The sequence below is a fragment of the Acinetobacter sp. FDAARGOS_559 genome, from assembly GCF_003940475.1.
In the GTDB taxonomy this organism is placed as follows: Bacteria; Pseudomonadota; Gammaproteobacteria; order Pseudomonadales; family Moraxellaceae; genus Acinetobacter; species Acinetobacter baumannii.
Genome location: NZ_RKJG01000005.1, coordinates 2,755,838 through 2,768,682, shown reverse-complemented (window position 1 = coordinate 2,768,682; position 12,845 = coordinate 2,755,838). Strand labels below are relative to the sequence as shown.

Sequence of the window (12,845 nt, the reverse complement as noted above, 5' to 3'; positions counted from 1 at the left end):
AATCTAATGGCTGTCAAAAAGGCACAAATGATGCCGACTTTTGCTTATGAAGGGGTTGACCGTAAGGGCGTAAAAATCAAAGGAGAACTTCCGGCTAAAAACATGGCTTTAGCCAAAGTAACCTTACGCAAACAAGGGGTGACTGTTCGAAATATACGTGAAAAACGTAAAAATATTCTTGAAGGTTTATTCAAGAAAAAAGTCACCACACTCGATATTACGATTTTTACTCGACAACTGGCGACCATGATGAAAGCTGGTGTACCACTCGTACAAGGCTTTGAAATTGTAGCTGAAGGTTTAGAAAACCCGGCCATGCGTGAGGTTGTACTCGGTATTAAAGGTGAAGTCGAAGGTGGTAGTACTTTTGCCTCAGCTTTAAGAAAATATCCTCAACATTTTGATAACTTGTTTTGTTCACTTGTTGAGTCTGGTGAACAATCAGGCGCACTCGAAACGATGCTGGACCGCGTTGCAATTTACAAAGAAAAAAGTGAGTTGCTCAAGCAAAAAATCAAGAAAGCAATGAAATACCCAGCAACAGTTATTGTAGTAGCCATTGTGGTGACCATTATTTTGATGGTTAAAGTAGTTCCCGTTTTCCAAGATTTATTTGCGTCTTTTGGAGCAGATTTACCTGCATTTACGCAAATGGTTGTGAATATGTCGAAATGGATGCAGGAATACTGGTTCATTATGATTATTGCGATTGGCGCAGTCATTGCTGCCTTTCTGGAAGCAAAAAAACGCAGTAAAAAGTTTCGTGATGGCTTAGATAAACTGGCGCTTAAGTTACCTATTTTTGGGGACTTGGTTTATAAAGCAATTATTGCCCGCTATAGCCGCACGCTTGCTACAACATTTGCCGCAGGTGTTCCACTTATTGATGCATTAGAATCGACTGCTGGCGCAACCAATAACGTGATTTATGAAAAAGCTGTGATGAAAATTCGTGAAGATGTCGCAACGGGTCAACAGCTTCAGTTTGCTATGCGGGTCTCTAATCGTTTTCCATCTATGGCTATACAAATGGTTGCAATTGGTGAAGAATCGGGTGCACTAGACAGCATGCTCGATAAAGTTGCCACTTATTATGAAAATGAAGTGGATAATGCCGTTGATGGTTTAACCTCTATGATGGAACCTTTAATTATGGCAATTTTAGGGGTGCTCGTAGGCGGTCTGGTAATTGCTATGTATCTTCCAATTTTCCAAATGGGCTCAGTTGTATAATGCAAGACATCATTGCGTATTTTATTCAAAACTTAACTGCACTTTATATTGCTGTTGCACTCGTGAGCCTATGTATCGGTAGCTTTCTTAATGTAGTAATTTACCGCACGCCAAGAATGATGGAGCAAGATTGGCAGCAAGAATGCCAAATGTTACTCAATCCTGAGCAACCGATTATTGATCATGAGAAGTTAACTTTAAGTAAGCCTGCTTCATCGTGCCCTGCATGTCAGCAACCGATCCGTTGGTATCAAAATATTCCTGTTATAAGCTGGCTTGTGTTAAGAGGAAAATGTGGTCATTGCCAGCACCCAATCAGTATTCGCTATCCAGTCATCGAACTACTCACCATGCTATGTTCATTAGTAGTCGTCATGATGTTTGGCCCAACCATACAAATGCTTTTTGGACTCGTCCTCACATGGGTACTGATAGCCCTTACTTTTATTGATTTCGATACACAATTATTGCCTGATCGCTTTACCTTACCTTTAGCTGCGCTCGGCTTAGGTATTAATACCTTTAATATTTATACCTCACCCAACTCAGCCATTTGGGGTTATCTCATTGGTTTCCTATGTCTTTGGATTGTCTATTACTTATTTAAAGTGATCACTGGCAAAGAAGGTATGGGCTACGGCGACTTTAAATTGCTTGCAGCATTAGGTGCATGGATGGGGCCATTGATGCTGCCGTTAATTGTGTTATTGTCATCGTTACTTGGCGCAATCATTGGCATCATTTTATTAAAATTAAGAAATGACAATCAGCCTTTTGCTTTTGGGCCATATATTGCCATTGCTGGTTGGGTTGCCTTTTTATGGGGTGATCAGATTATGAAAATTTATTTGGGAGGTTAAGATGGCTTTTATTCTGGGAATCACAGGTGGTATAGGCAGTGGTAAATCAGCTGCAACACAATGGTTTGAATCCCAAGGAATCCAAGTCGTCGATGCCGATATTGTTGCTCGCGAAGTAGTTGAAAAAGGGCAACCTGCCCTTCAAAAAATTCAACAAACCTTTGGAGATTGGGTGCTTCAACCCGATGGCAGTTTGGACCGCCGTGCCTTACGTGAATATATTTTTCAAAATCCACAAGCGCGTCATACACTCGAGCAAATTACCCATCCCGCAATCCGTCAATCTATTATTCAACAGCTACAAAATCCTAAAAGTCCGTATGTGATTTTAGTTTCGCCATTATTGTTTGAAACAAATCAACATGAACTGGTCAATCACACGCTACTGATTGATGCGAGTGAACAAACTCAAATTCAGCGTGCGAGCCAGCGCGATGGACAAAACCAAGAACAAATCCAGAAAATTATTGCTGCACAAATGCCACGCGAACGAAAACGTGAGCTTGCAAATGACATCGTGTTTAATGACGGATTACTCGAACATTTATATCAGCAATTAGAGCCTTTACATCAAAGCTATTTGAAGCGTGCAAACTAATTTTGTGTATTTTGCTGCTTAATCTTTTGTGTCAGGCTATCTTGTCTAAACCAACGCCAAGGCTGTAAAGCACCTATTCCCATACCTACTAAGCCCACTACAATTGATGGGCTTAATGATTCACCAAGTAAAGGTACAGCTAAAATAGCAGCAATAAACGGCGCCAAAGTTACAATACTTCCCGTTTTAAATGCGCCAAGACGCTGAATAGCAGCAACATAGGTTAATGTCGCAATAATAACGACAAACACGCCATGGAAAATACTTTGTACAGCTAAGTGCAAAGGATCTACATCCATAAAGTGCTTAGGTAAGAACAACAAATAAATCGGCAAATAAATAATTGCGGACCAGATTGCGACGCTTGCCATAGAATGCCAAGCAGAGAGCTTCCACTGTTTAAGTAGTACAGTAAAAATCCCCCACCAAATCGCACTGATAAACAGAAGTAAATCTCCAATTCCAAAAGCAGAGGTACTACTTTGCAACATCAATGCGCTCATGAGAACCAAGGCAGTAATCATAATTGCCAGACTCACCCATGTATGTTTATCAAATGGCTGTCTAAATAAAATATAAGCAGCTATAGCGGTACAGATAGGAATACAGCCATTTAAAAATATTGCAGCATGTGCAGCTGGTGCATAAAGAAAAGCTGTATAAACCGTAAGGCAGTAAATGACTCCACCAATCAATGTCAAAATAACCGCATGCTTACTCCATAAAAAAGCGAGATCTTTTTTATAAATTAAGATAGGCATCAAAATTAGGAAGGCTATAGCAAAGCGTAGTGCGGCAATATCCCAAGCACTGATGTGCCATTGTGCATTTAAGCGGGCAAAAAGCGTAAACCCGCCCCAAATACACATGGTCACCAATACAAAAAAATAACCTTGCGTACGGGGAGACATATCAAGACTGCATAAAAACTAGGAAGGCAGCTAAATTATACCTCAGAACGCTGACGACAAGCTTCATAAAGTGCCATACCCGTTGCCACACTTACATTTAAGCTTTGTAAGTTACCTGACATTGGAATATAGGCTTTTTGGTCACACTGTGCCTGAGTAATTGGACGTAAACCTGTGTCTTCTGCACCCATTACAATCACAACAGCACCCGAGAAATCACACTTCTGAATAGGTAATGCATTTTCATCAAGCATCGTACCAATCACACGGACATGAGTTGTCTCTTTAAGATGCGCTAAAGTACGAGCCAAATTAGTCACTTGAATAAATTTAACTTTTTCAGCCCCACCCGCTGCGACTTTACGAGCAGTTGGAGTTAAGCTTGCTGAGCGATCGCGAGGCACAATCACTGCCTGAACACCCATTGCAGCGGCAGTACGGATACATGCCCCTAAGTTATGTGGATCTGTCACCTGATCTAATGCCAGCAATAAGGCATCTGGAGTTTCAGCCAAGAGCTGGTCTAGATCTTTTTCATTTAAAGTCGGGTGCGGACGTACTGCTGCAACTACGCCTTGGTGAAATGGCAAACCCGCAAGCTTTTCGAGGCTATCACGGCTTGCTTTTTGTACACTAATCCCAAAAGGCTCGGCCAATTGCAGAATCTTCTGCAAACGCTGATCGTCGCGCCCTTTCAATGTAAACAGGGTCAGCACGCGCTCCGGCTCAAGTTCTAACAATGACTCCACTGAGTGAACGCCATAATAATATTCCGGTTTTGCCATGCATGACCTCTAACAACGTTTGAGCAAAAAATAAAAATCCTGTAAAGCCAACTTCACAGGATTTCTTTGGGCATAGTGTACCCGATTTAAACAGTAATTTCTTAGCCTTCTAAGTGGCAAACATAATCAAGCACTTCATCAGTCTCGATTTTGAAAACACTATTGCCTGGTACATAAAAAGATTGCCCAGCGCGGAACAATTCACTTTCATTGCTGTCTGCAATTTTAACGCGACACTCACCTGAAATAATTTCCATACGCTCAGGAACATGGGTTTCAAATGTTAAAGGCTGTTCAGTCGGCAAAATAACACCTAATGTTTTTTTCGTTCCATCTTCAAATTGCACGGTATGGCTGATACATGCTCCACCAAAATAAACATTTGATTTTTTGATGACCGTTACATGATCAAATTGGGTTGAACTCATGCACACTCTCCAGATAATGCCGCATTTATATAAATTATGATGAATGTAGTTTAATTGTGCCTAAATAACTAATCAATCAGTTTTCATACGGATAGACTTGTAATTTCCACTGCTGTAACTGAATTTTTTTAGCAAAAGCGTGGGGTAAATTCACTTCAATATTTCGACTCTTCGACACAATTGCATCATATCTGCAAACTTCATCGTGATTTTCATCGAATAAAATCCAGTAAACTTTTTCTGCCGTTGGATGATTAACCGCAGTTGTAACTACTGGTGAACCATTATCCATCCCTACATGAAAATTGTCTTGGTCATTTTGCATTGAAGTTAGATCATAAACCGGAAAATCGGCACTATTTTCATCAAATTGCTGGCTATCATGTACAAGCACACTTTGTTTTAAAGTCGGCCAAATACAATAACGCAGGTAATGTTGATCTATGACTCGATTGTCCGGATACCTTCCAGTGGCAACATAATCCCTGATATGTGCTTCAATATTATGAAAAATACCTGTACAACCGCCCCACATACCCGCCAAAATTAATTCAGTATGAGAATAGCTATCTCTCATTAAATGGAACCATTGATCACTCTTAAGCCAAGCATCAACAGCGGTTTTTTCACGATAAGACACGATAGAGTCGGCATCACGTACTAAAAACCGTTTAACCACCGGATCATCCATAACTAAAAAGCGCCAAAATAAACCTGATAACTGTTTTTGAGTGGGGCTGACATGTACGACTTGTGCACCATTTGCTTGTAACCTCTGTTGTACAAGTTCGGGAACGCTCTCATCCACATAGAATCGACACGTCCATTCAGGATAGATTTCTTGAGCTAACTTAGTATTTAAAATGGACGTTTCACAGTACCGAGCATTTGCTCCAAATAGAGAAAAAGCAATAATATTTTCTTGTGGATTTGGGCTAAAGGGCACGGGTTTATGAGTGGGTATATTTAAAGTAGGCTCATTCTTTGTGAGTTCTTTTTTGGTTGAAATGGCTAAACGCCCAAATTTAATCTTCTCTTCTTTTTTATTTAAATGATGACAAACTTCGGTCAATCCATCGTATAGATTTGTATTAACGTTAGAACCACTTGCTTTAATGGCTTGCATATAATGTTGATATGCATCGTCATAACGGCGTAACCGTAGCTCGGTATAAGCTAAATCAGACAATGCTCCGGGATGTCCGGGAACCAGACTTACTGCTTTTTTTACATGTTGATATGCTTTGACATAATCACCTTGTGCAGCAGCCTGTTTAAATGCATTAAAATGCTGATTTAAAATTTTATTCATTTCAGCAGGATTAATTTTTTTATGGCGGTTGATCATCCCTATTGGTGCTTTCGGTAAGCTTAATGTTTTTTTCATTGTAAAGATCCGCAATCTTGCTGTTCTATAATTTCAGTTAGAATAATAGATCACTTGTAGCAAATTCAAAACTTCTCTATCTTTAACCCATAATTTGGCGCGTTGGATGCGTTTATGCTCACACATTTAACTTTAATCAATTTTGCATTAGCTGATCATTTAGCTATTGATATAGAACAAGGATTTAATGTTCTAACAGGTGAGACAGGTGCAGGAAAATCATTATTACTGGATGCACTATCTGCCTGCTTAGGGGAACGTACAGATACAAATTATGTCCGTTATGGTTCGGACAAAGCGGATGTAACCGCAGTTTTTACTTATCAGGACAATAGCCCTGAAGCAAAATGGTTAAAAGAACATGAACTAGATGATGATTCAGGGGAAATTCATTTACGTCGGGTTATTTTTGCAACTGGCCGTAGCAAAGCATGGGTAAATGGCCGTCCAAGTAGTCTGTCTGAGCTTAAAGAATTAGGCCGCTTATTGGTTCAGCTGTATAGCCAGCACAGCCAACAACAACTACTTGAACCGCCTTATCCAAAGCATTGGCTAGACCGTTATAGTAATTTTTACGCCGAAGCAAATGATGTTCGTGAAGCATATAGTACATGGCAGCGTAATATCCGCCAGCATCAGGCTGCGCTCGATGCTCAAGCGACCCGTTTACAACGTATTGCGACCTTAGAGTTACAAATTGAGGAGCTTGAGGAAGTCATTCAAACCGATTACAAAGAAATCGAGCAAGAGTTCGATCGCCTTAGTCATCATGAACATATCATGCAAGACTGTAGCTATAGTCTAAATGCGCTTGATGAAGCTGAACAAAACATTACTCAAGAAATGTCGTCGATCATTCGCCGCCTAGAGTCTCATGCGGGGCGTAGTGAGCAGCTTTCCGAAATTTATAATTCGTTATTAAATGCGCAAAGTGAAATTGATGATGCCACATCAAATTTACGTCAATTTATTGACCGTCAGAGTTTCGATCCTGAACGGATGGAAGAACTGAACTCCAAGCTAGAAGTTTTCCATCGACTTGCTCGTAAATACCGTACTCAGCCAGAGACGCTGAAAGAAGAGTACGAAACTTGGCAAAGTGAGCTTGAACAATTACATCAGTTAGAAGACCCTGAAACTCTGGCTGAACAAGTAGAAAAGTCACATCAAGAATTTTTAGAAAAAGCCCAGCATTTGGATAATATTCGTCGTGAAGCTGCTGCTCCACTTGCAAAACAATTAACTGAACAGGTTAAACCTTTAGCGCTGCCTGAGGCACATTTTGAGTTTAAGTTTGAACCATTAGAACAACCAAATGCAGAAGGATTAAGTTTTATTCAACTTTTATTTACTGCCAATAAAGGCATACCTCCTCAACCATTGGCACGTGTAGCATCTGGTGGTGAGCTTTCTCGTATTGCACTCGTTATGCAAGTCATGAATGCTGAAAAGACCGAAGCAGAAGTTTTGGTATTTGACGAGATTGATGTCGGAATTAGTGGTGGTACAGCTGAAGTGGTTGGACGTTTATTGGCCGACTTGGCTCAGCATGTCCAACTTCTATGTATTACCCACCAAGCACAGGTGGCTGCACAATCCGATCAACATTTGTTAGTCAAAAAACAACAAACTGATCCGGCAAGTAGTACTATTGTACAACTTGATGAAAATCAAATTATTTCCGAGCTAGCACGCATGTCAGGAGGTGTTGAAATTAATGAAACAACCTTGCAGCATGCTAAACAATTACGTCAACTTAAATTTCAGGCTTCTTCAACTTAATAAAGAAAATGAGAGAAAAAGATTGGCGAAATCCGATTAACTCTTGTATGTTGATAAAAAGAACCTATATAGATAAAAAGGGTCGAGAGACCCTATAGCGACATTTTTTGAGGGAGAACCGCTTAGGTGACCAAACAATATATGACTCACCGTTGTCTGATTGCCCCGCCAGAAATGGCAGATGACTTTTTTGCAAATACAGTAATTTATCTTGCCCGTCATGACGAAGAAGGTGCCCAAGGTATTATTATCAATCGCCCTGCCGGTATCCAAATTAAAGAGTTACTCAATGATTTAGACATTGATGCAGACAATGTAAATCCGCATGAGGTTTTACAAGGTGGTCCTTTACGCCCTGAGGCGGGCTTTGTTCTTCATACAGGCCAACCAACATGGCACTCTTCTATTGCTGTGGGTGAGAATGTCTGTATTACTACGAGTAAAGATATTCTCGATGCGATTGCGCATAACGAAGGTGTTGGCCGCTACCAAATCGCCCTTGGTTATGCGAGTTGGGGTAAAAACCAGCTAGAAGATGAAATCGCTCGTGGTGACTGGCTTATCTGTGATGCCGACATGGATCTGATTTTTAACTTGCCGTACGATGATCGTTGGGATGCAGCCTATAAAAAAATTGGTGTAGATCGTACATGGCTGGCTTCTGAAATCGGGCACGCCTAATGACCGCAACGCAATCAAAATCAATTATGGCTTTTGACTTTGGCACTCAAAAGATGGGAATGGCGATTGGTCAGTCTGCAATTGAAAGTGCTAACCCATTACCACTTTTTGTGATGAAAGATGGTATTCCCAACTGGGACCAACTTTTAAAAATTGTGAAAGAGTGGCAGCCTGATTTATTTATTGTTGGTCTTCCATTGAATATGGATGATAGCGAGTCAGAACTTTCAACACGGGCACGTAAGTTTGCACGTCGCCTACGCCATCAAACCAATATTGAAACGTGGATGGTCGATGAACGACTCACCACTCGTGAGGCAAGAGAAGAACTTGGTTTTTATCAAGAACAAGGTCGTGCCAAGAAGTTGTCAGCCGATAGTTTTGCCGCAGCTTTGCTAATTCAGAGCTGGTATCGCAATCCTGTTGGTTTAACGCCATAAAATAAAAAAGCATGTTTCAAACATGCTTTTTTATTGAGTTTAAAAACTTAAGCTTTTTATTTTTCAATAATATGTACTGTAGCAGTACGGCCAGACACAAAAGCCAACTCATTTTTTGGTGCTTCGTCTAATACAATTTTTACAGGTACACGCTGCGCTAAACGAACCCAGCTAAATGTCGGGTTTACATTTGCAAGCAGTTTCGAACTACTTGAACGCTCACGGTCTTCAATACCCGATGCAATACCCTGCACATGGCCTTTAATTTTCTGTCTATCACCCATTAATTGCACAGTTGCTTCATCGCCAATATGAATACGGTCTAATTTTGTTTCTTCAAAATATCCCACAACATAAAGCTGCTTACGATCTAGCAATGCTGCAACCGCTTGTCCAACTTGAACATAATTACCCGGACGCAAATCAAAGTTAGATAATGTTCCATCTGCTGGCGCCACAACAGCCGCACGGTGCATATTGAGTTCTGCTAAATGTAAATTACTTGTTGCTGCTTCAACCAGTGCCTGTTGCTGTTTAATAGTCGCTTCAGCTTGTTGAATAGCAGCTTGGAGTTGCTCATGTTCCGCGTGTGATTGATCACGAGTTGCAAAGACCTGATCTTGTTCCTGCTTAGAAATCGCACCATCCATTAAGTTTGAATAACGGTTTGCGTTTTTCTCGGCTAACTTAATGTTAGTACTCGACTTAATCAAGTTTGCTTTGGCTTGGGCCAGACCTGCTTGTGCTTGAGCATAGGCCGCTTTTGCTTTTGCCAAATCAGATTTTGCTTGCTCTACATCTAAAGCTCGGCGAGAGACATCAATTTTAAAAAGCACCTGACCTTTTTTTACAGTCTGGTTATCTTGAACCAATACTTCCGTTACAAGTCCTGCTACATCTGAAGAGACCTGAATAACGTCACCACGAACTCGACCATCACGTGTCCACGGCGCTGCATTATAGTAGTTCCATAAATGCACAATGGTATAGACAGCAATCATTAATGCGACAACCAAAATCACTGGACGGATGACTTTTTTCAACTCCAATTGATTCATTTTACTCACCTAACTCAATCTTTAATCTGGCAATCATCTTTAAGCACCTAACCCAACAAAAATTTGGTGTATCACCAAAAGTAGTAAAAGGTAAAAACACAAATTGAAAATACTGGGTAATGCAATCCAGCCTTGTGCAATCCATTTGTTGGTTAAGGGACTTAACCAGCGAAAACATATATATGCAAAAATGGCTTGGACGAGCAAAGCAGGCACGTAAATACCGTAGACATTAAACTCACCCATGCGCTGTGGCTCCTGTAAGCGTACGATCTGCATTCATTTGGTTTGATGAAACATGACACATGCTATAAGCAATATTATTTAGTGAAATAAATAATCTTTGACGCAGAGTCATATCTTCAATATTTGAAGCAAGTTGTTTAAGTTCAAATAAGGTTTGGTGAATGTGCTGTACCAATACATCACTTTCACCTTTTTCATTTTCTTTAGCTCTAAATAGCTCATCTAAATCTTGTTGCAAACGGCCAATGTGATGGGCTAATTCCGAAGATATCGGAACTTGATTTGCTAACTCTTGTAGTCGGCTTAAATCAATGATCGCACTGGATTCAACCAAAGCCTGTTGAATAGATTTTTTAATCTCTTCTGACTGAACCATTTTAGTATTTAAGACACCAACACGGTCTAACATCCCCCGTAAGTGAACTTTAAATTCAATACCATAAGGAATGTATATGGCTTGGCGCATCGCACGGTAATGTAAAGCCAAAATACGGTTTGCACTGGTATCGGGTGACATGGCACGCACAACATCAATAACGACTAATGACACCAATACGCCCATGACCATACCAAATGAGCTATCTAAATAAGACACTGCGTCCATGCTATAAGCATTGTGCAAGTTCAGCCCCATCATGGTATTAATACCTAGCACCATCCCGACTGGCATGAGTGCCTGATTCGCCATCATGGAAACCGCAAACAAGAACATTGGTAATAAAACGAGTCCAAGTTCCCAAAACGTTGTGACATGAGGAAAAATACCAAACGCGTAAATAAAAACTAAAACCGCCGATGCCACACTGCCCCATATAAAAATACGCAAGACAGGAACAGGGTTATCTAGGGCTGTTAAGATACAGGCAGTGACTGCACCGATCTGTGCCATCATGAACCCAGCTTTCCAGCCAGAAAGAATCCACACACCAGTCACAATAAATGTAATCAGCACTGCACTAATACCACCTCTGACTGCCACACCATGATCTCGGTGTAAACTTGGATAGGTCGTAGTCATTGGGGTAATGTTATCTGGAATCTCTTTATTACCTTGCTTGATGCGTTGCCATAAAACTTTTACAGCTAAAACATTACTAATGAAATGACGCACATCCATTTTCATGGCAGCCAATAACACTTGCTGATGTTCAGAAGCCGAATCATTTAAGTTCAAGAAATCATTTTCAAACTCGTCAGGTAACTGCAGAATATTTTCATCAGTCATCTGATCTTTTTGTTCCAGAAAATGAATCACATGCCCTGAAAGCTGCTTTAATTTATCTGAATGACTTTCAATAAAATTGAGTTCTTGCAGTTGTTTAATTCGTTCAGATAAGGCAACCAAGTTTGCGACCACCATCGACATTTGATGGAGCATTTCTTGCAAAGGTTTAGTCATGCCATGCAACTCACCTTTTTCATAGCTCAAGTGAACTGCCAGAGCATGAATATCGGTCGTATCACGAGTAATCGCAGCTAAAAGCTGTGTATTGTTTTGCTGTTGATCTGCATTTAACAAATTAGCAAACAGGTTTTCTGTATCTTTGAGGGTTTTCGTTACACGCTGTTTGATTGCCGAACCAATATGCATGGGCAAAATAGTCGCAGACACAACCGCACTAGAAATCACACCAATTGAAATCTCAAGTACACGTGCCAAAGCAATATCAAAAATATTGTACTGATCAATATAAGTAATCGCGTTATACACAATCATTGCGGTTGAATAACCTGCCAACATAAATGCATAACTGCGAGGAGTCCGATCTAATAAAGACACATAAAGCGCAAAGCCCACCCATAGTGATAACACAACCGTAAAAATCCACGGCGTATTAATCAGATGCGGAGTAATGGTTAAGGCAATAATGGCCCCGCCTACCGTTCCCAATAAACGATAAACACACTTAGACGACACCATACCCGAATAAGGATTGGCGATAATCAGGACGGTACCGATCGACCACATTGGATTAATCAGGTCTAATTCGAACGAAACAAATAATGCCAACATACCGGCAATAAATGTCTTTATTGCAAAAATTAGATCAAGCTTACTCGGGCGAAAAGCCAGTATTTGCTTTAATAACATGAACTCATCTCAAATATAGATTTGAACTGATGAGCATGCTCATCAGTGTCCATTTGCTTTTAAAAAAAGACAATACGACTTTGTCATTTGCCTATAAGACAAATGAGTTAATGAGAGCATCCTTCAATACAATGATTTTTCCTACATCTCTGCATGATGTACCGAGATGATTTCAGTTTGACCGCTATTTATACGACCAAGCTTAGGAAAGAAGAGACATCGAGAAAGCCGGCAGAATAAACCACTTTCTCGATTAGATATTTTGTTGCACAATTTTTTCAAATTAAAGTGATTTAGTCAACTAAAATATCTTTATTTGATAATTTGATATGTTTTTAGTTAAT

At 40.3% G+C, this 12,845-nt stretch carries 13 protein-coding genes; 6 read left to right on the top strand and 7 right to left on the bottom strand.

Going from position 1 to position 12,845, the window contains the following annotated elements; all coding sequences use genetic code 11:
• Positions 1–6: 6 nt before the first annotated feature.
• The 3 genes from EGS71_RS14815 to coaE are packed head-to-tail and all read left to right on the top strand — an operon-like array spanning position 7 to position 2,691.
• The gene (locus tag EGS71_RS14815; protein WP_000279216.1) at positions 7–1,233 is read left to right on the top strand and encodes a type II secretion system F family protein; all 1,227 of its coding nucleotides are present in this window, start codon (positions 7–9) and stop codon (positions 1,231–1,233) included.
• Positions 1,233–2,093 carry a prepilin peptidase gene (locus EGS71_RS22895; RefSeq protein ID WP_001152283.1) on the top strand — a complete coding sequence of 287 codons (861 nt, stop codon included), beginning with the start codon at positions 1,233–1,235 and terminating at the stop codon, positions 2,091–2,093. Before EGS71_RS14815 ends, EGS71_RS22895 begins: the two co-directional genes overlap by 1 nt.
• A 1-nt stretch (position 2,094) precedes the next feature.
• Positions 2,095–2,691, top strand: coding sequence for a dephospho-CoA kinase (gene coaE, locus EGS71_RS14805; protein WP_000874125.1), 597 nt, complete (start codon positions 2,095–2,097; stop codon positions 2,689–2,691).
• Here coaE and EGS71_RS14800 read toward each other — a convergent pair.
• The 4 genes from EGS71_RS14800 to EGS71_RS14785 all read right to left on the bottom strand — a co-directional run bounded on the left by EGS71_RS14800 (position 2,688) and on the right by EGS71_RS14785 (position 6,202).
• On the bottom strand, positions 2,688–3,602 hold the full coding sequence (locus tag EGS71_RS14800; RefSeq protein ID WP_002009339.1) for a DMT family transporter: 915 nt from the start codon (positions 3,600–3,602) through the stop codon (positions 2,688–2,690). The two genes, coaE and EGS71_RS14800, sit on opposite strands and share 4 nt — an antisense overlap.
• 35 nt (positions 3,603–3,637) lie before the next feature.
• Positions 3,638–4,387: a 23S rRNA (guanosine(2251)-2'-O)-methyltransferase RlmB gene (gene rlmB / locus EGS71_RS14795; RefSeq protein ID WP_001118149.1), complete on the bottom strand. Its 750-nt coding sequence runs from the start codon at positions 4,385–4,387 to the stop codon at positions 3,638–3,640.
• A 101-nt stretch (positions 4,388–4,488) separates the two neighbouring features.
• Complete coding sequence (locus EGS71_RS14790) at positions 4,489–4,815, bottom strand: pyrimidine/purine nucleoside phosphorylase (protein WP_000099685.1); 327 nt, start codon at positions 4,813–4,815, stop codon at positions 4,489–4,491.
• 76 nt (positions 4,816–4,891) lie between these two features.
• A complete protein-coding gene (locus EGS71_RS14785; protein WP_000753283.1) occupies positions 4,892–6,202 on the bottom strand; it encodes a tetratricopeptide repeat protein in 1,311 nt (436 codons plus the stop codon).
• Positions 6,203–6,316: 114 nt separating this feature from the next.
• Here EGS71_RS14785 and recN point away from each other — a divergent pair, with 114 nt between their 5' ends.
• From recN to ruvX, 3 genes are all read left to right on the top strand, one after another.
• Positions 6,317–7,984, top strand: coding sequence for a DNA repair protein RecN (recN, locus tag EGS71_RS14780; RefSeq protein ID WP_000955429.1), 1,668 nt, complete (start codon positions 6,317–6,319; stop codon positions 7,982–7,984).
• Positions 7,985–8,110: 126 nt separating this feature from the next.
• Positions 8,111–8,665: a YqgE/AlgH family protein gene (locus EGS71_RS14775; protein WP_001979301.1), complete on the top strand. Its 555-nt coding sequence runs from the start codon at positions 8,111–8,113 to the stop codon at positions 8,663–8,665.
• Positions 8,665–9,105 carry a Holliday junction resolvase RuvX gene (gene ruvX / locus EGS71_RS14770; protein ID WP_000127528.1) on the top strand — a complete coding sequence of 147 codons (441 nt, stop codon included), beginning with the start codon at positions 8,665–8,667 and terminating at the stop codon, positions 9,103–9,105. The genes EGS71_RS14775 and ruvX overlap by 1 nt, the downstream gene beginning before the upstream one ends.
• Before the next feature lie 56 nt (positions 9,106–9,161).
• Here ruvX and EGS71_RS14765 read toward each other — a convergent pair whose 3' ends face one another.
• The 3 genes from EGS71_RS14765 to EGS71_RS14755 are packed head-to-tail and all read right to left on the bottom strand — an operon-like array spanning position 9,162 to position 12,501.
• Positions 9,162–10,163 carry an HlyD family secretion protein gene (locus EGS71_RS14765; RefSeq protein ID WP_001072477.1) on the bottom strand — a complete coding sequence of 334 codons (1,002 nt, stop codon included), beginning with the start codon at positions 10,161–10,163 and terminating at the stop codon, positions 9,162–9,164.
• 39 nt (positions 10,164–10,202) lie between these two features.
• Positions 10,203–10,409 (bottom strand): DUF1656 domain-containing protein, encoded by a 207-nt coding sequence (locus EGS71_RS14760; RefSeq protein WP_000503613.1) that lies wholly within the window; start codon positions 10,407–10,409, stop codon positions 10,203–10,205.
• On the bottom strand, positions 10,402–12,501 hold the full coding sequence (locus EGS71_RS14755) for an FUSC family protein (RefSeq protein ID WP_000925020.1): 2,100 nt from the start codon (positions 12,499–12,501) through the stop codon (positions 10,402–10,404). The genes EGS71_RS14760 and EGS71_RS14755 overlap by 8 nt, the downstream gene beginning before the upstream one ends.
• Positions 12,502–12,845: the final 344 nt, after the last annotated feature.